The 22,300-nt window shown below is 67.0% G+C and carries 22 protein-coding genes; 14 read left to right on the forward strand and 8 right to left on the reverse strand.

Annotated elements, in window-relative coordinates:
* Positions 1–3: 3 nt before the first annotated feature.
* The 4 genes from ACY34H_RS26085 to sdhC are packed head-to-tail and all read right to left on the reverse strand — an operon-like array spanning position 4 to position 3,291.
* Entirely contained in the window at positions 4–714 is a 711-nt protein-coding gene (locus ACY34H_RS26085; protein ID WP_130184894.1) for a succinate dehydrogenase iron-sulfur subunit, read from the reverse strand.
* A 12-nt stretch (positions 715–726) separates the two neighbouring features.
* Entirely contained in the window at positions 727–2,505 is a 1,779-nt protein-coding gene (sdhA, locus tag ACY34H_RS26090; RefSeq protein WP_464977292.1) for a succinate dehydrogenase flavoprotein subunit, read from the reverse strand.
* 3 nt (positions 2,506–2,508) lie between these two features.
* On the reverse strand, positions 2,509–2,871 hold the full coding sequence (gene sdhD / locus ACY34H_RS26095; protein WP_464977291.1) for a succinate dehydrogenase, hydrophobic membrane anchor protein: 363 nt from the start codon (positions 2,869–2,871) through the stop codon (positions 2,509–2,511).
* Positions 2,872–2,874: 3 nt separating this feature from the next.
* The gene (sdhC, locus tag ACY34H_RS26100) at positions 2,875–3,291 is read right to left on the reverse strand and encodes a succinate dehydrogenase, cytochrome b556 subunit (protein ID WP_464980348.1); all 417 of its coding nucleotides are present in this window, start codon (positions 3,289–3,291) and stop codon (positions 2,875–2,877) included.
* Between the two features lie 157 nt (positions 3,292–3,448).
* Between sdhC and ACY34H_RS26105 the strand changes: the two genes are divergently transcribed.
* From ACY34H_RS26105 to rnk, 3 genes are all read left to right on the forward strand, one after another.
* Positions 3,449–4,396, forward strand: a complete 948-nt coding sequence (locus ACY34H_RS26105) for a LysR family transcriptional regulator (protein WP_464980349.1) — start codon at positions 3,449–3,451, stop codon at positions 4,394–4,396.
* Between the two features lie 373 nt (positions 4,397–4,769).
* A complete protein-coding gene (locus ACY34H_RS26110) occupies positions 4,770–5,105 on the forward strand; it encodes a hypothetical protein (protein WP_464980350.1) in 336 nt (111 codons plus the stop codon).
* Positions 5,102–5,485 carry a nucleoside diphosphate kinase regulator gene (rnk, locus tag ACY34H_RS26115; protein ID WP_464980351.1) on the forward strand — a complete coding sequence of 128 codons (384 nt, stop codon included), beginning with the start codon at positions 5,102–5,104 and terminating at the stop codon, positions 5,483–5,485. The genes ACY34H_RS26110 and rnk overlap by 4 nt, the downstream gene beginning before the upstream one ends.
* Positions 5,486–5,502: 17 nt before the next feature.
* On the opposite strand, the gene ACY34H_RS26120 is transcribed toward rnk, so the two are convergent.
* Both ACY34H_RS26120 and ACY34H_RS26125 read right to left on the reverse strand, forming a co-directional pair.
* Positions 5,503–6,135, reverse strand: coding sequence for a response regulator transcription factor (locus ACY34H_RS26120; protein WP_464980352.1), 633 nt, complete (start codon positions 6,133–6,135; stop codon positions 5,503–5,505).
* Positions 6,132–7,727: an ATP-binding protein gene (locus ACY34H_RS26125; protein ID WP_464980353.1), complete on the reverse strand. Its 1,596-nt coding sequence runs from the start codon at positions 7,725–7,727 to the stop codon at positions 6,132–6,134. Before ACY34H_RS26125 ends, ACY34H_RS26120 begins: the two co-directional genes overlap by 4 nt.
* Positions 7,728–8,084: 357 nt before the next feature.
* Between ACY34H_RS26125 and ACY34H_RS26130 the strand changes: the two genes are divergently transcribed.
* From ACY34H_RS26130 to ACY34H_RS26160, 7 genes are all read left to right on the forward strand, one after another.
* Complete coding sequence (locus ACY34H_RS26130; protein ID WP_464980354.1) at positions 8,085–8,945, forward strand: hypothetical protein; 861 nt, start codon at positions 8,085–8,087, stop codon at positions 8,943–8,945.
* A gap of 74 nt (positions 8,946–9,019) precedes the next feature.
* Positions 9,020–9,673, forward strand: coding sequence for an N-acetyltransferase (locus ACY34H_RS26135; RefSeq protein WP_464980355.1), 654 nt, complete (start codon positions 9,020–9,022; stop codon positions 9,671–9,673).
* Positions 9,674–9,712: 39 nt separating this feature from the next.
* Complete coding sequence (gene grpE, locus ACY34H_RS26140) at positions 9,713–10,033, forward strand: nucleotide exchange factor GrpE (RefSeq protein ID WP_464980356.1); 321 nt, start codon at positions 9,713–9,715, stop codon at positions 10,031–10,033.
* Positions 10,034–10,097: 64 nt separating this feature from the next.
* Positions 10,098–11,006 carry a universal stress protein gene (locus ACY34H_RS26145; protein ID WP_464980357.1) on the forward strand — a complete coding sequence of 303 codons (909 nt, stop codon included), beginning with the start codon at positions 10,098–10,100 and terminating at the stop codon, positions 11,004–11,006.
* 206 nt (positions 11,007–11,212) lie between these two features.
* Positions 11,213–11,602, forward strand: coding sequence for a hypothetical protein (locus ACY34H_RS26150; protein WP_464980358.1), 390 nt, complete (start codon positions 11,213–11,215; stop codon positions 11,600–11,602).
* A 210-nt stretch (positions 11,603–11,812) separates the two neighbouring features.
* Complete coding sequence (locus ACY34H_RS26155; protein ID WP_464980359.1) at positions 11,813–12,484, forward strand: hypothetical protein; 672 nt, start codon at positions 11,813–11,815, stop codon at positions 12,482–12,484.
* Positions 12,485–12,678: 194 nt separating this feature from the next.
* Entirely contained in the window at positions 12,679–12,969 is a 291-nt protein-coding gene (locus ACY34H_RS26160; protein ID WP_464980360.1) for a hypothetical protein, read from the forward strand.
* 112 nt (positions 12,970–13,081) lie between these two features.
* Here ACY34H_RS26160 and ACY34H_RS26165 read toward each other — a convergent pair whose 3' ends face one another.
* Positions 13,082–14,104 carry a glycoside hydrolase family 43 protein gene (locus ACY34H_RS26165; RefSeq protein WP_464980361.1) on the reverse strand — a complete coding sequence of 341 codons (1,023 nt, stop codon included), beginning with the start codon at positions 14,102–14,104 and terminating at the stop codon, positions 13,082–13,084.
* A 306-nt stretch (positions 14,105–14,410) separates the two neighbouring features.
* Between ACY34H_RS26165 and ACY34H_RS26170 the strand changes: the two genes are divergently transcribed.
* Positions 14,411–15,370, forward strand: coding sequence for an alpha/beta hydrolase (locus ACY34H_RS26170; RefSeq protein ID WP_464980362.1), 960 nt, complete (start codon positions 14,411–14,413; stop codon positions 15,368–15,370).
* A gap of 126 nt (positions 15,371–15,496) precedes the next feature.
* A complete protein-coding gene (locus ACY34H_RS26175; RefSeq protein ID WP_464980363.1) occupies positions 15,497–16,795 on the forward strand; it encodes a glycoside hydrolase family 28 protein in 1,299 nt (432 codons plus the stop codon).
* Between the two features lie 48 nt (positions 16,796–16,843).
* Here ACY34H_RS26175 and ACY34H_RS26180 read toward each other — a convergent pair whose 3' ends face one another.
* Positions 16,844–17,962 carry a glycoside hydrolase family 43 protein gene (locus ACY34H_RS26180; protein WP_464980364.1) on the reverse strand — a complete coding sequence of 373 codons (1,119 nt, stop codon included), beginning with the start codon at positions 17,960–17,962 and terminating at the stop codon, positions 16,844–16,846.
* Between the two features lie 321 nt (positions 17,963–18,283).
* On the opposite strand from ACY34H_RS26180, the gene ACY34H_RS26185 reads away from it, so the two are divergent.
* Together ACY34H_RS26185 and ACY34H_RS26190 are read left to right on the forward strand one after the other, a co-directional pair.
* On the forward strand, positions 18,284–19,642 hold the full coding sequence (locus ACY34H_RS26185; RefSeq protein WP_464980365.1) for a sugar MFS transporter: 1,359 nt from the start codon (positions 18,284–18,286) through the stop codon (positions 19,640–19,642).
* A gap of 14 nt (positions 19,643–19,656) precedes the next feature.
* Entirely contained in the window at positions 19,657–22,239 is a 2,583-nt protein-coding gene (locus ACY34H_RS26190; protein WP_464980366.1) for a family 20 glycosylhydrolase, read from the forward strand.
* The last annotated feature ends 61 nt before the right edge of the window (positions 22,240–22,300 follow it).

The raw sequence follows: 22,300 nt of genomic DNA on the forward strand, positions 1-22,300 counted from the left end.
GGCTCAGATGGCGCGGCGCACCATCAGTTCCTTGATCTTGCCGATCGCCTTGTTCGGGTTCAGGCCCTTCGGGCAAACGTCCACGCAGTTCATGATCGAGTGGCAGCGGAACAGGCGGTACGGGTCTTCCAGGTTGTCCAGGCGCTGGCCGGTGGCTTCGTCGCGCGAGTCGGCGATGAAGCGATAAGCCTGCAGCAGGCCGGCCGGGCCGACGAACTTGTCCGGATTCCACCAGAACGACGGGCACGACGTCGAACAGCACGCGCACAGGATGCATTCGTACAGGCCGTCGAGTTCCTCGCGCTCGGCCGGCGTCTGCAGGCGTTCCTTCTCCGGCGGGATCGAATCGTTGATCAGGAACGGCTTGATCGATTCATACTGCTTGAAGAACTGCGTCATGTCGACGATCAGGTCGCGGATCACCGGCAGGCCCGGCAGTGGGCGCAGGATGATCGGTTCGCTCAGTTCGTTCAGGTTCGTCGTGCACGCCAGGCGGTTCTTGCCGTTGACGTTCATCGCGTCCGAACCGCACACGCCTTCGCGGCACGAGCGGCGCAGGGCCAGCGAATCGTCCACGTCGGACTTGATGCGCTGCAGCGCGTCCAGCAGCATCTTGTCGGTGTCCTTCAGCTCGACCGTCAGGTCCTGCATGTAAGGCTTGGCATCCTTGTCCGGATCGTAGCGGTAAATCTTGAATTTGAGAGTACGTGCCATGTTCTTGCTACCTTAGAAAGTGCGTGCTTTGGGCTTGAAGGTTTCCACCGTCAGCGGCTTGGTGACGACAGGCTTGTACTCCAGGCGGTTGCCTTCGGAGAACCACAGCGTGTGCTTCATCCAGTTGTCGTCGTCGCGGTTCGGGAAATCGCTGTGCGCGTGCGCGCCGCGCGATTCCTTGCGGGCGACGGCCGACGTGATGGTTGCCTTGGCCGTCTCGATCAGGTTGTCCAGTTCCAGCGCTTCGACGCGGGCGGTGTTGAACACCTTCGACTTGTCCTTGAACGACACATGCTTGCGGCGCTCGTCGAGCTTCATGATCTCGTCGAAGCCGGCCTTCAGCAGGTCGTCGGTACGGAACACGCCGCAGTACTTCTGCATCGTGGCGCGGATGTCGTTGGCCACGCCCTGCACCTTTTCCGAACCGGTCGAGGTTTCCAGGCGGTTCAGGCGGTCCATCGCGTAGTCCGACGCGTCCTTCGGCAGGTCCTTGTGTTCCTTCTGCTTCAGGTTCGATGCCACCACGTGGTTGCCGGCCGCGCGGCCGAACACCACCAGGTCGAGCAGCGAGTTCGTGCCCAGGCGGTTCGCGCCGTGCACGGAGACGCAGGCGCATTCGCCGATCGCGTACAGGCCGTTCACGATCTTCTGGCCGCCATCGGCCGACGGTGCCACGACCTGGCCGTGGATGTTGGTCGGGATGCCGCCCATCTGGTAGTGGATCGTCGGCACCACCGGGATCGGCTCTTTCGTTGCATCGACGTTGGCGAACTTGTGGCCGATCTCCAGGATCGACGGCAGGCGCTTCTCGATGGTTTCCTTGCCGATGTGGCGCAGGTCGAGCAGCACGTGGTCCTTGTTCGGGCCCACGCCGCGGCCTTCCTTGATTTCCTGGTCCATCGAGCGCGACACGAAGTCGCGCGGCGCCAGGTCTTTCAGCGTCGGCGCATAGCGCTCCATGAAGCGCTCGCCCTGCGAGTTGATCAGGATGCCGCCTTCGCCGCGCACGCCTTCGGTGATCAGGACGCCCGCGCCGGCCACGCCGGTCGGGTGGAACTGCCAGAACTCCATGTCCTGCAGCGGCAGGCCGGCGCGTGCCGCCATGCCCATGCCGTCGCCGGTGTTGATGAACGCGTTGGTCGATGCGGCGAAGATGCGGCCGGCACCGCCGGTGGCGAAGATCGTCGTCTTCGCCTGCAGGATCATCACGTCGCCGGTTTCCATTTCCAGCGCCACGACGCCGATCACGTCGCCTTCGGCGTCGCGGATCAGGTCCAGCGCCATCCATTCGACGAAGAAGTGGGTGCGGGCGCGCACATTGCGCTGGTACAGCGTGTGCAGCAGCGCGTGGCCGGTACGGTCGGCCGCGGCGCAGGCGCGCTGCACGGCCTTCTCGCCGAAATTGGCCGTGTGGCCGCCGAACGGACGCTGGTAGATCGTGCCGTCCGGATTGCGGTCGAACGGCATGCCGAAGTGTTCGAGTTCATACACGACCTTCGGTGCTTCGCGGCACATGAATTCGATCGCGTCCTGGTCGCCCAGGTAGTCGCCGCCCTTGACGGTGTCGAACATGTGCCAGAACCAGCTGTCTTCGGCCATGTTGCCCAGCGAGGCGCCGATGCCGCCCTGTGCGGCGACGGTGTGCGAACGGGTCGGGAAGACCTTCGACAGCACGGCCACGTTCAGGCCCGCTTCGGCCAGTTGCAGGGAAGCGCGCATGCCGGAGCCGCCGGCGCCGACGATCACCGCGTCGAAGCGGCGTACGGGAATGGAGGATTTGATTGCTGCCACGATTTACACACTCCAGAGTATCTGCACCGACCACACGGCGCACGCGATCAGCCACATGGCCGACGCGGTTTGAATGAGGAAGCGAACACCGACGTTCTTGATGTAGTCCTGGTAGACGCTGACGACGCCGACCCAGGCGTGATAGAACAGGCCGATCAGGGTGGCCAGCGTGAACAGCTTGAACCAGGTCTGGGCGAACAGGCCGGCCCAGCCTTCATAGGAGAAATTGCTGCCGGTGAGGAAAGCCAGCAACAGGACGACGGTGTACACCACCATCACGATCGCGGTGGCGCGCTGCGCCAGGAACTCGCCCAGGCCGTAGTGGGCGCCCACGACGAGGCGCTTCGGTCCGATATTGTTTTTCATGGCTTAGAACACTCCGAACAGTTTCAGGGCAACCAGGAAGGTCACGGCCAGGCTGATGACCAGCACGGCGACCGACGTCTTGCGGGCCGAATCCTTGTCCAGGCCAACGTGGGTGTCCATCACCAGGTGGCGGATGCCGGCGCAGAAGTGGTGCATGTAGCCCCACACCAGGGCCAGGATGACCAGCTTGCTGAACGGATGCGAGGCGATGCCCTGGAAGTGGGCAAACGAGATCTCGGAGCGGATGCTTTCCTGCAGCAGGTACAGGATGAACGGCAGCAGCACGAACAGCAGCATGCCGCTGATACGGTGCAGGATCGACACGATGGCCGACAGCGGCATGCGGTAATTGCCTAGTTCACCGACGTGGATGTTGCGGTATTCTCTCCGCGGTTTTCTTTGGGTTTCTTGTACAGCCATTGGAGACCTCTCACCTGGTTATAAATCCCGCGCGTGACCATGCCCATGATCAACGCAGGTTGCAAGGCGTGGATTATCGTGAAATGCCGCTATACTGTCCAATATATGTAACGTTTGGATACCAGACGATAATCAGATACCGGATCGGAAAATTGTCATGGAATTAAGACGGCTGCGCTACTTCGTGGCGGTGGCGGAGGAGGGCAACGTGACCCGGGCAGCGGAGCGGCTGGGTATCGGCCAGCCCCCGCTGAGCCAGCAGATCCTCACGCTGGAGCGGGAACTCGACGTGCCGCTGTTCCATCGCACCGGCCATGGCATGTCGCTGACCGAGGCCGGCAAGGCGCTGCTGGTCGACGCGAAACGGCTGCTGAACGATGCGCAAAGTGCTGTTGCAAACGCGCAACGCGCGGGCCGCGGCGAGACCGGCCACCTGCACCTGGGCTTGACGGCGTCCGCTGCCTTCCACCCGATCGTGCGCGCGCTGATCCGCGCCTTCCGGGCCACTTATCCCGGCGTCGCGCTGACCTTGACGGAGGGCACAACGACCCAGTTGCTGGCCTTGCTGGAAGAAGGCCGCCTCGACCTGGCGCTGATGCGCCCCGGCACCCACTCGTTTGCCGGCATCGCGCTGTACCAGATCGCCAGCGAACCGATGAAGGTGGTGCTGCCGGCCGGACACCGGCTGGCGAAGAGCCGCCGCATTCCGCTGACGGCGCTGGCCGGCGAAGCCTTCGTAATGATTCCCCGCGAAGAAAGCCCGATGCTGCACGACGAGATCCTGAACGCCTGCCGGCTGGCCGGCTTCGAACCGGTGCCGGGCCAGCAGGCGCCGCAGCTGTCGTCGGTCGTCAACCTGGTGTCCGCAGAATTCGGCGTGTCGATCGTGCCGGCCTCGGTCAGCCAGATCCGCGCGGAAGGCGTGGTGTATGCCGATATCGCCGGCATGAAGGTCGTCACCAACCTGGCGCTGGCCTCGCGCGATGCCGAGCCGTCTGCGAAGGTGGCCAATTTCCTGGCACTGGCCGACCAGGCGCGGTCGGCGGCGACCTCGAAGGCCGCTGGCGGCCCAGGGCGGCGTCGGCGGCCAGGCTCCCACGCCTGAGGCTGCTTACGCATAAGGGTTGCCCTTACGCGGTTCGCGGATTCGGCTTTCTCCAGGCCTTGGCATAATTGGCACGCAACGCTGGCCGACCGGCACCGGCACGTGCCGTGGGCATGCCGTTCCCGGCCGGGGCACGCGTTTTTTCTCTCCACTTTTCCATTTCCTGCGGGGTTTCCATCTCGATGTTGCCATTGACTGCACGGTTGAACCGCCTGCCCGACGCGATCGGAGGCCGCGCCCGGCTTTGCCTGGCTCGGCGGGTGCGCCCGTGCCGGTACGACGGCAACGGGTAACTCGCCGGGCGACCTGTTGCGTTGCCGCGCGCCGGTACCGATCGCGCGGCCTTCACAGTCAAGCATGGAGGCAGGTAGCAATGGATGAGCAAACAACATCAATCAACGAGCCGGCATCGGGCAGCGATGCGGCTGGACATGAACGCGCCCGTCGCGGCGGGCGCCGGCTGGCGCGCAAGCTGCTGGCACGGCGCGTGGCATGGCGGCGCCGCGTGGTCGGTTCCATGCTCGCGGGGCTGGCCGCGGTAGCTGCCGCCCAGCTGGCACTGGGCGAGTACGCCGCTGCCGCGGCACCTCTCGACCGGGGCGTCGCATGCGCCACGCCGGCAATGGAAACAGCGGCGGACAGCAACGAGGCATGTTTGCCCGTATTCGCTTCCGTGGAAACCGTCATCACTTTGGGAGGATCGCGATGAACCCGTCACCACCAGCCATTTTCGTCTCGACGACCGACTTCGACCGGCTCACGGCCATGCTCGACGATCTGCCGTCCGCCGAGCTCGTCAGGCTTGGCCGGCTGGCCGAAGAGCTCGACCGGGCCGAACTCCTCGCCCCCCGCGACATGCCGCCAGACGTGGTGACGATGCACTCGACCGTCCGTTTCTCGATCGGCGCGGCGGGGGACGACCTGCGGCTCACCCTCGTCTATCCGGATGAAGTGCAGGGCAGGATGGACCGGATCTCGGTGCTCGCGCCGGTCGGCAGCGCCTTGCTGGGGCTGCCGGCCGGCGCCCGGATCGACTGGCCGCGGCCGGGCGGCGGCATGCAGACCATCACGATACGCGAGGTCGCGTGACGCGCGGCCCGCCGTGATCAGGCGGGCCTGGACGCTTGCTGCAAATGTGCATGCTCCATGTACTGGCGCACCAGGTCCGCCACCGTTGCCACGTCCAGCTTGGCCATCACGCGCGCCTTGTGCACTTCGACCGTGCGCACGCTGATGGCCAGTTCGACCGCGATTTCGCGGTTGTGGCGGCCATTGACCACCAGCTCCATCACCTCGCGTTCGCGCGGCGACAGCGAGGCGTGGCGCCGGGCATACTCCTCGGCCGCATGCCCGGCCCGCGCGGCACTGTCTTGCCGTGCCAGGGCTTCGTCGATGGCGCGCACGAGCTGCGCTTCCTGCAGCGGCTTCTCCAGGAAATCCACCGCCTGCATACGGAATGCCTCGCGTGCCGAATGCACGTCGCCGTGGCCGGTGACGATCAACACGGGCAGTGTGCTGCCCATCTCCGCGAGCTTCTTCTGCAACGCCAGCCCATCCATGCCCGGCATGCGGATATCGAGCAGCAGGCAGCCGCGCAGGTTCGCCGTCCAGATGCTCAGGAACGACGCGGCGTCGGAGAAGAATGCGGTCCGGTAGCCGTGCAGGCTCAGGAGCAGGCCGAGCGCATCGCGCACGGCGGCATCGTCATCGATGATGAAGACAGTCAGTTCGTTATTCATGGGATTTCATGGGATTGGCCCTGGCCGGCAGCGGGGTGCGCCGGCAATGTGATCTTCAGTACGGCGTGCCTGCCTGGTTCGGCCGTCAGCGTACCGCCATGGGTTTCGACGATCGACCGGCTGATGGCCAGCCCAAGCCCCAGGCCGCTGGACTTCAGTGAAACGAAAGGCTCGAACAGGCGCGAACGGATCTTGTCGGCGATGCCCGGCCCGTTGTCGGCGATCCTGATCCACACCGCGGCGCCATCGCGGCCCGCATCGATGGCAATGCGGCGCCCGCTTTCGTCCGGCATCTGCGCCAGTGCCTGTATCGCGTTCGACAGCAGGTTGCGCAGCACGATCTCCAGTTGCACCCGGTCGGCCAGCAGCGTTGCATCCGGCATGGCGCCCACGTCGAGGGCGATGCCCTGTTCGCTGGCCTGGCCGGCGAACGAGGCCGCGGCACCGTCGACCAGGTCGGCCAGCGCCAGCGGCTCGAGTGCCGTCGTGCCGGTGCGGAAGAAATCGCGCAGGCGCCTCAGTACAGTGGAAGCGCGCTCGGATTCGGCCACCATCGACCGGATCGTCTTCTGCAGCAGCGCGTCGCTGCCGCCGCGCGCCATCAGCCGTTCGCATGCGCTGCCATACACCGACAGCGCCGTGAGCGGCTGGTTCAGTTCATGGGCCAGCGCGCCCGCCATCTCGCCGGCCGCGGCCAGCCGCAGCGAATGCCGCAGCTCATGGCTGGCCTGGCGCGCCACATCGACGGCGATACCGATCAGGAAGCCGGACAGCGTCAGCGTCAGCACGAGCATCTGAACGTTCGGTACCTGCGCCGGATACGCGACCGGCCGCAGGGCCGCGATGGTGACACCGGCTTCCAGCACGATGGCGGCCGTCACGGCGCCAGCCATGCCATGCCGTGCGGCCGACCAGGCCAGTGGCAGGATAAGCAGGTAGTAGACCAGCGATTCCGATGCAGGCCGCTGCAGGCCGACGGCCAGCACCAGCGCGATCAAGGCCGCGTAGGCTGCAGTTTCCCAACTGGCCAGCCGCGCCAGGCAGTCGGCGCGCAAGCCGCTGTCGCACAGGCAGTGCAGGGCGGGCACGATGACGAGCATGCCGGCCGTTTCGGCGATCGTGAAGCGCGTCAGCAGGTCGAACCAGGCCTGGCTGCCGGTGGCGCCGGGGCCGAGCAGCATGAACGCATAGACCGCCGCGCTGAACAGGCTGCCGAGCGTGACGAGGCCGGCCCACAGCAGCAGGCCGCGGTGGCTGGCGAAGAATGCGCTGCCGGCCAGGTACCGGCGCATCAGCGTGCCGACTGCCATGTACATCGGTACCGGCAGCACGCCGATGAACAGCGACAGCGCCGGCTGTGCCGGCAGGGCCGGCGTGATGGCGGCTGCCACCAGGACCGTCGCGCCGAGAAGCGGCAGCGCCCGGACACCGCCGCGCAGCACGCTGTACAGGGCCAGGCCTGCGGCCGGATGCCAGACGGGTGCGATGGACTGGTAGCGCGCTTCGGGGCCGCTCAGCATGTCGAGCACGATGTAGGCAATGCCGAAAGCACCGGCGAGCCAGAGGGCCCGCGCGGCACGCAGATGGATCATGTGTATTCCCGTTCCCTGGGCGAATTTGCCGTGCGGCGCCCGCCAGCACGAAACTGCGTTCCCGCGCTGTCGGGCGGGAGCTTCGCCTGAAGTCATCCCATTGCGGGCAGGCCGTCGTCGACGTGGAAGCCGGCGCAATTATACGACACGCAAGCCGGCTTCCAGCCGCCTGCCGCATGGTGCGGCACGCGCCTTCGGCCATGGTTTTTTCCAGCGGATCTGCCGCCAGTGACGTTCCCTAAGGGTTTCCCTTACGGGCGATGCCGAATAGGCAGCCGCCCGGCTTTATCCGATACTGGCGCCACGTATCCAGCCCGGATAACGAACCGCGCGAGGCGCGGAAATGAGTCGAGCGATATGGAACTGACCAAGAACTTCATCAAGACAAAACAGCCCTGCGCGGATGGTTTCCGCTGGTTCCTCAAGCACTGCGCCAAGGGCGCCGATTACCAGCCCCTGCTCGATGCGCTTGTCGCGGCAGGGCGGGTGAGCGACGCGTGCTGGCTGCTCGCGCAGTTCGGACCGACGTCCGACGTGCTGGTGCTCGACACGATCGATGCGGAAGCGGTGGTATTCGCCGGATCGGTCCAGGTACGCGGCAACATCGACGTTGCCACGGTGCTTGCGGCCGGCGGCGGCATCCGCGCCGGTGGGGGCCTGCGCGCCGGCGAATCGCTGGCCAGCGGCGGCGAGATCCGCGCCGGCGGCGCGATCCGCTCGGGCGGGTCCCTCGATGCCGGCGGCAGCGTCGCAGCGCAATGGGGTATCGACGTGGCGGGCGACCTGCGCGTGCGCGGCAATGTGCGCGCCGGCTGGGATATCGGCTGTGAAGGTGCCGCGCTGGTGGACGGCGATTGCATCGCCGGGCAGGACATCGTGCTGGATGGCGCCGCCAGCTTCGGCAAGGGCATCCGCGCCGCCGGCAGCATCACGGGCCGCGCCGGCATCCGCGCAGGCCATGGCATCGAAGGCGGCGGCGATATCGCCTGCGGCCATCACCTGGAAGCCGGCTGGGGCATCAGGGCCGGCGGCGCGATGCGCGCCGATGGCGCGATCCGTGCAGGCGAAAGCCTGCATGCCGACGCCATCGAGGCCGGCAAGGGCTACGGCGTGTACGCGGGCCTGATGGTGCGGCAGGACAGCTGGGAAAGCAGTGCGCGGGTATCGAGCCCGGGGCGGCCGGAAAGGCTGTTCAGCGGCTTCTGGGTGCACGCATGAGCGCGCTGGCGTGGCCCGCCGCGAAGTGGTCACCTCAGTGGCCGCTTCGGTTGCCACTTCAGTTGCCGTTTTGGTTGCCATCGCGGCCGGCAGAGCTGCGCATCGATGTCGACCAGCGGCATGAAGATATCGAGCGCGAACTGGACGCGATCGAGCGGCGCATGGCGCGGGCCGGCGACCGCCTGCACGGCCTGGAAGCCTTGCCCATCGGTTTGCCCGGCTTCGTGTTCCGCCATCGCGTCGCCGACGGCGAGCACTACGTCTATGCGATCGATGCCGCCAGTGGCCGGCTGGCCGGCTATACGGTGTTCAACCGCCTCGTCGAGGTCGACCGGCGTGCCGACCGCTACCTGCGGGCACCGCATTCGAAGTATCGCCCTGCATGGCAGCGCCGCGGCATCGCCACGGCCGTGCACCGGTGGTGGCTGGCGGCCGGCAACTGCATGATCAGCGGCGCGCGCCTGTCGCCGGGCGCGCACGCGCTGTGGCTGGCACTGGCGCGCGACCATCCACTCGCGTATGTGCGCCTGCGCGACAGGAAGCTTGCCTGGCTGTCGCTGCGTGAGGCTGCGCGGGAACGCGAGGAGCTGGGCACCCGGATGATCCTGTTCGGCAGGGGCTGGGATGGCGACCGGCTCGGCGTGGCGGCCGGCGTGCAGCCGGCATGCGCGATTCCGGCGTGGCCGGGCAAGCCGTCGCGCCAGGACGGAAACCGGTTCGAACGTTGATGCGCCGCCCTGGCGGCGCCATGACAAAGGAGAAATGAGATGCTGGCTGAAGAGTATGTGGACGCGTGCGACGACGCACGGCGGCTCGCCGCCCTCAAGGAGCAGATGCGCGAACTCGACGAGCGGTTGACCGCCGCATTCACCGACATGGTGTACGCCCGGCGCCGCGCGCAGGATGACTGCCGCCAGGCGGACCTGTACGGCATTGCGGACCTGGCCAGGGCGATCCTGCCGTTCAGGGATGCGCTGGAAACCGCGCTCGCCATCGACACGCAGGACGTCCAGGCGATGCGGGCCGGCCTCGAGCTCGCTCACAGGCAGCTGGTGGCGGTGCTGGAGCGTTGCAGGACGTCGAACTGACCGGACAGGAAGGAATGCTGCCCGGTGCCGGGATGGTGTGCTGACGGAGGTGCGTGTGAATCGGATGAGCAGGATACTTCTGGCGATCGATCAGCCCGAGGTCGGGCGCGCGGAACTGCGCGCGGTATTGCTGGCGCAGCAACTCGGCATCGACGCGATCGACGTGGTCGCGACCAGGCGGACAGGTGCCGGCATCGGCAGCCGCACCGCCTGCAGCCGCCTGCGGGTCGACGGTGGCGCCTTGTCCGTGGTGATCGGCGGCGAGCGGCATTGCATCGCGGACGCGGCAGGGCTCGCCAGCCTGCCTCACGCATGGACCGTTCATGAAGCATGCGCCGCCGGCACCGTTGCGGCGACCGCGGAAGAAATCGGCGCCGACCTCGTCGTGCTGCAAGGCGCTGCCGGCTCGGCCGTCACCCGGTGGCTACGGCCACCGAAGAGTGCCGCGGTGGCGCGCTTGTGCCGCAGCCCGGTACTGCTGGTCAATGCCGAGCCACGGGAGGGATACCGCAAGATCCTTGTCGCGCTGGATTACTCGAAGGCTTCGCTGGCGGCCGCCCGGGCGGCACTGCGCATGGCGCCCGCCGCCAGTGTCATTTTCCTGCACGCCTGGCGCTTGCAGGACGAAGGGTTGATGCGGGAACTGGAGGTGCCGGCACGGGTGATTGCCGCGTACCGCGAACAGGGCTGGGAGGCTGCGCGCAACCGGCTCAACGATTATGTCGACCTGTTCTTTCCGGATGTGCGCTTGCGTTCGCGCGTGGTCCATCATGGCACGCCGCATGGCGGCATCGTCCACCATGCCCGGCGCTGGGGCGCCGACCTGGTCGTCATCGGCAAGGAGCGGACCCGGCCTGGCCGCCGGTTCGGGCCGGGCAGCCTGGCGCAACGGCTCGCCGCGCAGGGGGATTGCGACTTGCTGGTCGGTCCGGGACCGCACGGCCGGGACGACGATCAGCGGCTGGCGGCATGAATGCCGATGCCCGATGCCCGATGCCCGCTGCCTGATGCCCGCTGAGGCAGGCGCGCCGGCCGGAGCTGTCGGAGACTGGCGACGCTGCCGCGCTCCGGGTACCATGACGGGTGGGGAGGCCCATGGCGGGGCGGTGATCGTACCGCGCCCGGCTTCTTCCCGGCGACATGGAGAACGGCATCAGATACATTCGAGCAATCCTGTGGGTGGCACTGGCCTGCCTGGTCCCGGCCGGCACTGCCCTGGCCCAGGCACGGCTGCAGACCGGCACCAGCGGCACCGTGGCGTATGCCAGCGGCGGCGTCGACGTGGACCAGCGCGCCGCGCTGGCAACCATGCGCGACAAGTTCAACTTGCGGCTCACTTTTGCCGTCCACGATAGCGGCGCCATGGTGGCCGATGTGGCGCTGACGGTCGACGACGTCAGGCAGGGGCGTGTGTTCACGCTGGCAGGCAGTGGTCCGCAGGTCTACCTGAAGCTGCCGGCGGGAACCTACACGGTGTCGGCCATCTCGAAAGGTGTCGAACAGCGCCGCCGGGTCACGCTGGACCGTTCGGGCGAGGGGCGCGACCTGTTTCTATATTGGGTGCCGTGACATCGATGGTTGCGGCGGACGCCGTCGGCACGGATGGAGCGGCTACCGCCGTCTCCATCCACGAAGATTCAATAGCCTCGAACCCTGTCCGGATATTCCATGTTATCAATGTGTAGGATCGATATGCATGCAGCCAGGTTGCTCGGCCTCTTGCTCATTTCCAGTTTTTGTATTCCACGAGAGGCATCCGCAGGCAGCCAGGAACTCGGTATGCAACCCGATCCAGCTGCAGATTCGGTAGTGAATGTGACAGGGATCAGGGATCCAGACTGGAAGCCATACAGTTCGATGCTGAAAGGAGCACGCCGCTTCGAGGAAAAGCACGGCCTCGCCCCTGCGGCTGAACTGCGATTCATCCTGGCGCCTCGCCGCTCAGGCGTCGATATGAACGCACTTCAGTTAAAGCTTCAGAGCGATAAAGCCAGTCTGGAAATCGCACTGGGGCAAGGAAATGTCTTTGCTTTGCCTATCGAGCCAGGACTGGCGCGAGACAAGGCTGAGCTGATGCTGAACCGGAAGGCTGGATCGGTGACATGGCTTCCATATGTCAGGAGCCCCATGGCAAGCGATACCGTTCGCCGGATGGGTGATTTGAGACTGGCATGCGAAGTTCATTGGGCAATTGATAAGGAAACATTACCTTTTGCAGCAAGAACTTCGATCGATGCGCTGGGTGGACCGTGTAATTTCGTGTCGCAGAAGGGCACATACAGCTTCTCGGAGCCTCGGCGCCTGATCCGCGCAACGATCAGCTTCAACGGAAAGACCGAGCCGGTGCCGGTGAATGGATACTCGTTTACACCGCCTTTGCGGGAAGAGCGCTGGAGTGACGATAGCGTGATCGAACTGCAGTTTGCAGAAGATCCTCCTGCCGGATCCTAGTTTTCGAGATGCTCGCGCGAAGGGGAAGGCAAAGCAACCGTGGTGAGCTTACAATCGCATCAACCCGATTTACTGGTCACACGATGCTGAAACTCTCTTTCGATACACTGATGCGCCTTGCACAGGCATCCGCTGCCGTTACTGTTCCCTGCAGCTGCAATACGGTGCCGGTCGCCGCCTGGAGTGCATTGCCGATGACGCTGGAACTGGACCGTTTTGAAGAGATCGGCGTGCTGTTCGACGACCCCTATGACGAGCCGACGTTTGCCGAGTTTCATCCTGCTGGTACGCGCTACGAAAGCGACACTGCCCCGATCGCGCTGAATTTCTACCCCTACAATCGCTGCGCCGTGGCACGCTGCCTGAACTGTGGCCGGCATTACCTGCGCTACAACGAGGCGGGCGGCTACTTCACGGAACTGCGTATTCGCGCGTTGCAGCCGGAGCTGATCGTCGATACAGCCGCACCTTCGCCGGCCGTCTGATCCTGCCTGGCCGTTCGAGGGCCGGCGCCGAGGGGATCCACCAACATCAGGGCCCGGTCAGGCATCGGCGCATGACTTCCCGCCGCCACGCACCGGCAAGCAGGGCCGGCAATCAGGGCCGGCTGACGCCAGTCGCCTTGTCCGCCACCGGTTCGCCGAAGTCCGGCGTGCCGTCGGCGCGCCAGCTGATCGCCTGCGCGCGCGTGTGGCGGTTCGGGTCATGCAGCGAATCGCCTGGAATGTGCTCGTACGAGCGCGCGTGATAGACCAGGATGTCGGTCTTGCCGTCCGGCGTGGTGGTAAACGAGTTGTGGCCGGGGCCGTACTGGCCGTTGGCCTTGCTGCTGGCGAAGACCGGCCGCGGCGATTTCGACCACGCGCGCGCATCCAGAAGGTTCGCGCCGGCATCGGCCGTCAGCATGCCCAGCGCGTAGTTCGCATCGGTCGCGCTGGCGGAATAGGTGACGAACACGCGGCCGTTCTTCACCAGTACCGCGGGCGCTTCGTTGACGTCGAATTTCACCTTCTCCCACGGGTATTCGGGCGTCGTGAGCAGGGTTGCCGCACCCCTGATCGACAGCGGCGTGTCCATCTCCGCGATATACACCGCGGTCATGTGCCGGTCCGACGCCGGCGGGCGCTGGGTCCACAGCAGGTAGCGCTTGCCGCCATGGGCGAACGTGGTGGCGTCGAGCGCAAAGGATTCCCAGCCCGTCTTCAGCTGTCCGCGCTCCTTCCAGCTTCCTTCGAGCGGATTGGCGGCTTCGTTTTCCAGCACGTACAGGCGGATATCCAGCGGCGCGTCGGCGCGCCCGGCAGTGAAATACAGGTACCACTTTCCATCGATCCGGTGCATTTCCGGCGCCCAGATATTGGCGCTCATCGGGCCGGCCGCATGCCGGCTCCACACCACCTTGCTCTCTCCCTTGCCGAGACCGTTCAGGTCGCGCGCACGGCGCACCTCGATACGGTCGTATTCCGGCACCGTCGCGGCCAGGTAGTAGTAGCCGTCCGCCTGAAGCGTCACATGCGGATCGGCGCGCTGCTGCACGAGCGGGTTGTCGAACACCGGCGCGGCGCAGGCGGGCAAGGAAAGGAGGGCGGCGCCTATCAGGGAAACGAAACGGTAAGGCATGGCATCCGGAGGTCGTGAAAGTGCGCCGAGTGTGCCACCGCAGGCGCCGCGCGCGCCAATCACATTTGCCGGCGCAAGGATGCCCGAATCGGTATCGCGCACCGCCGGCGGCGCCGCGCCGTATGCGCGCCAGGCGATGTTTGCGCTATCTTTAAGAGCCTGTTTATGCGACCATTCACGAACGGCAGGGCATCTGTTTGCGCTACCGTGGTGGCGCGGGGCAGCACGCGATCGTGTTGCGGCCCCGGCCGCCGGATTGGCCGGCCATGCCAGCCCGGCATGGCCGGAACCTTGTGAGGAGATCGAATGCAAGCCAAGATTTGCATGGATACAAAACGCCGCCCCGTTCCACTGGCGGCAGGAAGGGTCGCCGGCGCATTGCTGCTGGCATGGGCACTTGCCGCGCCGGCGATGGCGCAGGACGACCGGATGACGCCGATCGCCGCGCCGGCCCAGCCGGATGCGATCGTGCTGGACACCGGCCCGCTGCCGGGAGCGACGGTGCAGGAATCGTGGCACCGCCAGTACGGCAGCGTATTTGCCCGCAACGTCACCGTCGCCACGCTGACGCCGGTGCTGCCGGCCCGCGCCAGGGCCACCGGCGCCGCCGTGATCGTGGCCCCCGGCGGCGGCTTCCGCACGCTGTCGATGAACAACGAAGGCTGGGACGTGGCGCGCGCGCTGGCCGACAAGGGCGTCGCGGCATTCGTGCTGAAATACCGCCTGGTGCAGACCCCGGCCGAGATGCCCGCCTTCGAGCGCAGCATGGCAGAGATGTTCTCCGGCGCCGCGCGCCCGCGGCCGCAGCAGAATCCGGCCGTCGAACTGGCCCCGCAGATCGCCGATGCCCGCGCCGCCTTTGCGCTGGTGCGTTCGCGCGCGGCGGAGTGGGGCATCGATCGCGACCGCATCGGCATGGCCGGTTTCTCGGCGGGTGCCATGCTGACCATGTCCACCGCGCTGTACGGGCAGGACGCCAAGCCGGCGTTCATCGCCAACATCTATGGCCCGCTGACGGCGATGACGCCGCCGGCCGACGCGCCGCCGCTGTTCGTGGCGCTGGCGGCGGACGACCCGTTCTTCGCCAACGCCGGCTATGGCCTGGTCGACAGCTGGCGCGCGGCGAAGCGCCCCGTGGAATTCCACCTTTACGAGCAGGGCGGCCACGGCTTCGGCATGTATCCGAAGGCCACCACCAGCACCGGCTGGTTCGACGGCTTCGCGCGCTGGCTGGGCATGCACGGCTACCTGCAGCGCAAGGGCTAGCGCGGGAAGGGGGGCGCAAGGCCATGCGGCGGCACCGATCAAGTTCCTGAGTGAATACGGTGCGGCGCTGGCCTGCCGGCACTGCCGGCTCTACCATGGCCTGTTCCCATCCATGAGAGAGCCGGCATGTCCCATCATTCCATCACCCGCCGCAGCTTCACCCTGTCGCTGCTGGCCGCGCCGGTCCTGGCGATGCCGGCCGGCGCCGCGCTGGCCGCCGAACGGCGCTTCGCGATCACCGCCTTCGGCGCCGTGGCCGACGATAACACCGTCAATACCGTGGCGATCCAGAAGGCCATCGACCAGGCCGCCGGGCAGGGCGGCGGCACGGTGGTGGTGCCGCCGGGGGTGTTCGTCAGCGGCGCGCTGTTCCTGAAGCCGAAGGTGAACCTGCATCTCGACGAGGGCGCGGTGCTGAAATGCTCGACGGACCTGAGCAATTTCCCCGCGCAGCGCACGCGCATCGAAGGCCATTTCGCGCCGAGCTTCAATCCGGCCCTGATCAATGCAAACGGTTGCGACGGCCTGAAGATTTCCGGCGCCGGCACCTTCGATGGCGCCGGCCGGCCGATCTGGGACCTGTTCTGGAAGCTGCGCAAGGCGGCGCCGGACCCGCATAACTTCGCCAACATCGGCGTGCCGCGCGCCCGCCTGGCGCTGATCGAGCGTTCGCGCGGCGTCACCGTCGAAGGCGTCACGTTCAAGGATTCGCAGTTCTGGAACCTGCACCTGTACCGCTGCCGGGACGTGACCGTGCGCGGTGCCCGCTTCGAGGTGCCGGACGATTACAAGCAGGCGCCCAGCACCGACGGCATCGACCTGGACAGCTGCCAGCACGTGACGGTCGAGGACTGCTATTTCTCGGTGACGGACGACTGCATCGCCGCCAAGGGCTCGAAGGGCCCGCACGCGCTGGAGGATAAGGACAGCCCGCCCGTCGAGCATATCCGCGTGCGCAACTGCGAATTCCGGCGCGGCCATGGCGTGATGACGCTGGGCAGCGAAGCCACGCTGGTGCGCGACGTGCTGGTGGAGAATTGCCGGGTCGGGCCGCGGGTGCAGAACGTGGCGGTGCTGAAGCTGCGCGCCGATACGCCGCAGCACTACGAGGATATCCACTTCCGCGGCCTGACGCTCGATTCGGACAGCGGGCTGATCCTGGCGATCCGGCCATGGACGCAGTATTTCAACCTGAAGGGCGCGCCGCCGCCGAAGTCGGTGGTGCGCAACATCAGCATGGTCGGCGTCAAGGGGCGCTTCGGCACGTTCGGCAAGATCGCGCCGAACCCGGGCCAGACCGATATCGGCGACATCCTGCTCAAGGATATCGACGTGACGCTGGCGAACGGCACGCTCGACGCCACCGGCGCCGGCAAGCTGCGGCTGGAGAACGTACGCGTAAACGGCAAGCCGCTGGCGGCGTAGCGGCTTGCCGCCGGCGCGCTAGCCGGCGAGATGCCCGCAAGATGCCTGCTACCGCGCGGGCTTGCAGTGGTCGCGCTCCGGCGGCGGCGAGGCCGCCATTACGTGGTCGCCGTCCAGGTCGACGCGCTGGTTCAGGATCTCGATCCTGCCGCCGGTGTCGCGCACTTCATACAGCTTGCCGCGAGCGTTCTTGAACGGCCGGTGCACCACCAGCATGCGCTTGCCGTCGAACGTATCGAACAGCATGCCGTGGCCGGAGTCGCGGCGCACGATCGGCTCGAGCTGCTCCCATGGGCCGGCCAGTTCGCCGGATGCCGAACGCGCCACCGACTGCACGTAGCCGTTGCGGTCATAGCTCGACCACAGCATCAGCAGGCTGCCATCCTTCGACGGGTACAGCTGCGGGCCGTCGGTCACGTACACGTTGGCCTTGGCCGGCGTGCCGTCCGGCGCCACCGGCCGCTCGCCGTTCGACCACGGCGCGCTGGAGGCCTTAAACAGCAGCTTCGGCGGGCCGGCCGGCTTCAGGTCCTGTGTCAGCGGCAGCGCTTCGATGGTACCGTCGCCGGCCTGTATCCATTCATGCGCATAAACGTACGACGGCTTGCCGGCGCGGTCCACGTACAGCGTGCCGTCCAGTGTCATCAGGTTCGCCGGAGCGACCGGCTCGCCGCCGTTGGCCACCGTGAACGGCCCTTCGGGGCGCTCGGCCACCGCCATCACGGTGCCGCGCCGGTAGGCCGGCCAGCCCGAGGCGGACGGCGTATCGATCCTGGCCTGCTCGTCGTGCAGCGTGGTAAACAGGTAGTACTTGCCGCGCCACGCATGCACTTCCGGTGCCCAGGCGCCGCCCTTCGCCCACGAGTCTTCCGGCAGCCGGAATACCACTTTCGGCGTCGTCCACGTCTTCAGGTCGCGGCTTCGGTAGGCCATGATGCCGATGCCGCATTCGCCGCTCACCGACGGCACGTTCGACGTGTACAGGTAATACGTGCCGCTGGCCTTGTCGGCCACCACGAACGGATCGTGCAGCGGCATGTCGGGCATCGCCAGCCCGCGCGGCTCGGCTGCCCCGGCCGGCAGCGCCAGCGCAGCCAGCAGAAGGGCGGCCAAGAGCGTCGGCGAGCGTACAGCCGGTGCGGCCGTGGTGAAGGTGCGTGCTTCCATGTTGCCTCCGGAATATGTGACGGCCGAGTGTAGCCGAGCGTGCCGACACCGGAAAAGGGTGCAACGGATCAATCGGCTGACCGGTTTGGTCGCATCGCTGCCGCATCGCTGCCGCATCGCTGGCATTTCGCGCCGGGTTGGCCGATTCCTGCGCGGGGGCGTGCATACCACTTGCTACTGGTCTTAAAGCGGTACTACTGCTAGCATGATTCCCGGACAACATCGTTCACCGATCACTCAAGGGAGTCGCATGCACCAGACCACCATGCCCGACCCGGCCGACCCGGCCGCACCGGCTGCGCCACCCATTGCGAGCGAGCCATGGAAATGAGCGTGGAAGGCGCCGGTGGGCGCACCGGCCATTCGGCGCGGGAAGTGGTGGCCGGCATGCTGTTCGTCGGCCTGCTGTTCTTCATCCTGGGCTTCGTCACCTGGCTGAACGGGTCGCTGGTACCGTTCCTGAAGATTGTCTGCGGCCTGAACAATTTCCAGGCCCTGTGGGTGACGTTCGCCTTCTACATCGCCTATACCGTGATGGCGCTGCCGTCCGCTGCCGTGCTGCGCCGGACCGGCTACAAGAACGGCATGACGATCGGCCTGGGCATCATGGGGGCGGGTGCGCTGCTGTTCATCCCCGCCGCGCAGAGCACGCGCTACGAGCTGTTCCTGGCCGCGCTGTTCACGCTGGCCACCGGCATGACGCTGATGCAGACGGCCATCAACCCCTACATCGTCTGCCTCGGTCCGCGCGACAGCGCCGCCATGCGCATCAGCATCATGGGCCTGTTCAACAAGGGCGCCGGGGTGGTGGTGCCGCTGGTGTTCACGTCGCTGATGCTGGCCGATATCGACCGGTTTTCCCACACCGCGCTGGCCACGCTGGAGCCGGCAGCGCGCGCCGCGATGCGCGCCGAACTGGCGCAGCGGCTGGTGTTCCCGTATGCCTGCATGGCGGCAGTGCTGTTCGCGATCATGGTGTTCATCCATTTCTCCCGCCTGCGCGATATCGCGCCGGAAGAGGATGCACCGGACGCGCACGCGGGGCAGGTGGCCAAGACTGGCGTGCTGCAGTTCCCGCAACTGGTGCTGGGCGCGCTGGCGCTGTTCGCCTACGTGGGCGTGGAAGTCATTGCCGGCGATACCATCGGCCTGTATGGCCATGAACTGGGCGTCGCGAACTTCGGCGTGCTGACCTCGTACACGATGGTATGCATGGTGCTTGGCTACCTGGTAGGCGTGGTGGCGATTCCGCGCTGGCTGTCGCAGCAGCGCGCGCTGCTGCTGTCCGCGCTGGCCGGCATCGTGTTTACGGTCGGCGTGGTCACCGGTTCCACGCAGGCCGGCGGCATCTCGACTGCGCTGCTGGGCTGGACCGGCATCGCACCGGTGCCCGATACCGTGATGTGCCTGGCGCTGCTGGGCATGGCCAATGCGATGGTGTGGCCGGCCATCTGGCCGCTGGCACTGCAGGGGCTGGGGCGCTACACCGCCAGCGGCTCGGCGGTGCTGATCATGGCCATCTGCGGCGGCGCGGTGCTGCCGCTGCTTTACGGCCACCTGTCCGACCTCGCCACGCCGCGCGGCGCCTACTGGCTGCTGCTGCCGTGCTACCTGCTGATCCTGTGGTATGCCGCGAGCGGTCACAAGCTGCGCAGCTGGGGCCGGACCACACAACAATGAACGGGGAGACACGCTTGGGAAAACTCACGAAGGCCTGGGGCAGCGCCCTGGCCGCACCGCATCTGCTGGCCATGGCGGCGCTGGTCGGGGCGCTGCCGGCGACCTTGGCAGCCGCGCAGGAGAAGGTGGTACCGCCGGTGGTACCCGCGGCCGCGCCGGCCGGCGCGGCCAGCGCCGCGAGGCTGCAATTGCGCTGGGAACTGCAACGCAACGTCTTCACGGAACAGGCATCGCACGGGCGCACGCAGGCGCGGCTGATCGTGACCAATAACGACAGCCGGCCGCTGCCGGCGCGCGGCTGGTCGCTGCACTTCAACAGCATGGATGCACTGCAGACCGGCGACGTCGGTGGCGGCCTGGTACTGGAGCAGATCGCGGGAGGGTACTTCCGCCTGCTGCCCGGCGACGGCTTCGCGGGACTGGCACCGGGGCAATCGCTGGAGGCCAGCTTCCTGTACCCATACCGGATCGTCAAGCTGGACAAGGCGCCGGCCGGCCCCTACCTGGTCTACGACGCGGCGCCCGACACGGGCCTGCCCATTCCCGACTACGCGCTGCTGCCGGTCACGCGGCCGGAACAGGTCGATACCGGCAAGACCGGTATCAAGCCGCTGGTCACGCCGGCCGACACGTACCGCCGCAATGCGCTGGTCGAGCCGCTGCCCGCGGCCGCCGTGCCGCCCGTGCTGCCGACGCCGCTGCACGTGCAGCCCGGCGCCGGCAAGCTGCGCCTGGCAGGGCAGGCGACAGTGAGCGCGCCGGCCGCGCTGGCCGCCGAGGCGGCGCTGGCGCGCGAGCTGTTCAAGGCCGGCGGCGCCGCGCTGAAGCTCGACGTCGGCAAGGTGGAGGGGCAGGCGTCGCCCGAAGCCTACCGGCTGGCCATCGACGCGGACAGCGGCATCGCCATCGCCGGCAACAGCCCGGCCGGCGTTTTCTACGGCCTGCAGACGCTGCGCGACCTGATGCCGCTGCCCGGCACGCCTGAACCGGCCCTGGCCGAAGTGGACATTACCGATGCTCCGCGTTTCGGCCACCGTGGTTTCATGCTCGACGTGGCGCGCAATTTCCACGGCAGGGAAACGGTGTTCAAGTGGCTCGACCTGATGGCGCGCTACAAGCTCAACACCTTGCACTTCCACCTGACCGACGACGAAGGCTGGCGCCTGGAGATCGCCGGCCTGCCGGAGCTGACCGCCATCGGCGCGGTGCGCGGCCACAGCGCGAAACCGGGCGTGCGGCTGCAGCCGGCCTACGGCTCCGGCCCCGATCCGCGCGATGCCAGCGGCAGCGGCCATTTCAGCCGCGCCGACTACATCGAGATCCTGCGCTACGCGAAAGCGCGCCACATCGACGTGATCCCGGAAATCGAGATGCCCGGCCATGCACGGGCCGCCGTGCAGGCAATGGAAGCGCGCTACCACCGGCTGAAGGCCGCCGGCAGCAAGGATGCGGCGAAATACCTGCTGAACGATTTCAATGACCGCTCGGTCTACAAGTCGCCGCAGCTGTATACCGATCACGTGATCAACCCCGGCCTGGAATCGAGCTTCACCTTCATCGCCCACGTGGTGGCGGAAGTCGTGAAGCTGCACCGCGCGGCCGGCGTGCCGCTGCGCACGATCCACATGGGCGGCGACGAGCTGCCCGATGGCGCCTGGGAAAAATCGCCCGCCAGCCTGGCGCTGATGCGCGAGAAAAAGCTGGAAACCAGCGCCGACCTGTGGGACTACTTCTACGATCGCGTCGACGCCATCGTGAAGAAGCACGGGCTGTACGCTTCCGGCTGGGAAGAGATGGCCGCGCGCAAGACCATGCTGGCCGGCCGCCACAAGCTCATCCCCAACCCCCGCTTCACGCAGCGCGGCTTTTCCGCCTACGTCTGGAACAACACGGTGGGCGCCGAGGACCTGGCCTACCGGCTGGCCAATGCCGGCTACGACATCGTGCTGGCGCCCGTGACGAAGATGTACATGGACATGGCGGCCAACCAGAATCCCGACGAGCCGGGCGTCAACTGGGGCGCCTACGTGGAGCTCGAGGACGTGTACGGCTTCATTCCGTTCGACTACCTGAAGAATGCCCGCGCCGAAGCGCGCCTCGGCAAGGATGGCCTGACCGATTACGGCCGGCGCCGTGTGCGCGGCATGCAGGCGACGCTGTTCACGGAGACGGTACGCGACCCGGCCCGCATCGATTACCTGGCGATGCCGCGCCTGCTGGCGGTGGCCGAGCGCGCCTGGGCGCCGGATCCCGCCTGGGCCACCGAACCCGATGCGGACAAGGCGGCGGCCCTGTACCGCACCGCGTGGTCCGGCTTCGCCAATGCGCTGGGCCAGCGCGTGCTGCCGCGCCTCGACCTGGAGAAGGCTGGCGTCGCCTACCGCATCGCTCCGCCGGGCCTGCTGGTCGACGGCGGACGCGTGCTGGTCAACCATGTGCTGCCCGGCATGGCGCTGCGCTACACCAGCGACGGCAGCACGCCGACTGCCGCCAGCAAGGCCGTGACCGGCCCGATCGCCGAACGGGGCACCATCAAGGTGGCCGCGTTCGACCGCAACGGCCGGCAGGGGCTGGTGGCAACCGTGGAGAACCGCTAGGTTCGCCGGCCGTTAGCCGATCTGCAAGCGGATCGACGAGCGGATCGGCGAACGGATCACA

This window comes from Pseudoduganella sp. jia 9 (assembly GCF_055502615.1).

Excerpts from the sequence above, each read along its gene's own strand:
- ACY34H_RS26180 (WP_464980364.1), bottom strand. The coding sequence starts at position 17,962 with ATGGAAGCACGCACCTTCACCACGGCCGCACCGGCTGTACGCTCGCCG.
- ACY34H_RS26120 (WP_464980352.1), bottom strand. The coding sequence starts at position 6,135 with ATGAATAACGAACTGACTGTCTTCATCATCGATGACGATGCCGCCGTG.
- ACY34H_RS26130 (WP_464980354.1), top strand. The coding sequence starts at position 8,085 with ATGGAACTGACCAAGAACTTCATCAAGACAAAACAGCCCTGCGCGGAT.
- ACY34H_RS26160 (WP_464980360.1), top strand. The coding sequence starts at position 12,679 with ATGACGCTGGAACTGGACCGTTTTGAAGAGATCGGCGTGCTGTTCGAC.
- ACY34H_RS26165 (WP_464980361.1), bottom strand. The coding sequence starts at position 14,104 with ATGCCTTACCGTTTCGTTTCCCTGATAGGCGCCGCCCTCCTTTCCTTG.
- ACY34H_RS26105 (WP_464980349.1), top strand. The coding sequence starts at position 3,449 with ATGGAATTAAGACGGCTGCGCTACTTCGTGGCGGTGGCGGAGGAGGGC.
- rnk (WP_464980351.1), top strand. The coding sequence starts at position 5,102 with ATGAACCCGTCACCACCAGCCATTTTCGTCTCGACGACCGACTTCGAC.
- ACY34H_RS26170 (WP_464980362.1), top strand. The coding sequence starts at position 14,411 with ATGCAAGCCAAGATTTGCATGGATACAAAACGCCGCCCCGTTCCACTG.
- sdhD (WP_464977291.1), bottom strand. The coding sequence starts at position 2,871 with ATGAAAAACAATATCGGACCGAAGCGCCTCGTCGTGGGCGCCCACTAC.
- ACY34H_RS26155 (WP_464980359.1), top strand. The coding sequence starts at position 11,813 with ATGCAACCCGATCCAGCTGCAGATTCGGTAGTGAATGTGACAGGGATC.
- ACY34H_RS26145 (WP_464980357.1), top strand. The coding sequence starts at position 10,098 with ATGAGCAGGATACTTCTGGCGATCGATCAGCCCGAGGTCGGGCGCGCG.
- sdhC (WP_464980348.1), bottom strand. The coding sequence starts at position 3,291 with ATGGCTGTACAAGAAACCCAAAGAAAACCGCGGAGAGAATACCGCAAC.
- ACY34H_RS26110 (WP_464980350.1), top strand. The coding sequence starts at position 4,770 with ATGGATGAGCAAACAACATCAATCAACGAGCCGGCATCGGGCAGCGAT.
- grpE (WP_464980356.1), top strand. The coding sequence starts at position 9,713 with ATGCTGGCTGAAGAGTATGTGGACGCGTGCGACGACGCACGGCGGCTC.
- ACY34H_RS26125 (WP_464980353.1), bottom strand. The coding sequence starts at position 7,727 with ATGATCCATCTGCGTGCCGCGCGGGCCCTCTGGCTCGCCGGTGCTTTC.
- ACY34H_RS26175 (WP_464980363.1), top strand. The coding sequence starts at position 15,497 with ATGTCCCATCATTCCATCACCCGCCGCAGCTTCACCCTGTCGCTGCTG.
- ACY34H_RS26085 (WP_130184894.1), bottom strand. The coding sequence starts at position 714 with ATGGCACGTACTCTCAAATTCAAGATTTACCGCTACGATCCGGACAAG.
- ACY34H_RS26185 (WP_464980365.1), top strand. The coding sequence starts at position 18,284 with ATGGAAATGAGCGTGGAAGGCGCCGGTGGGCGCACCGGCCATTCGGCG.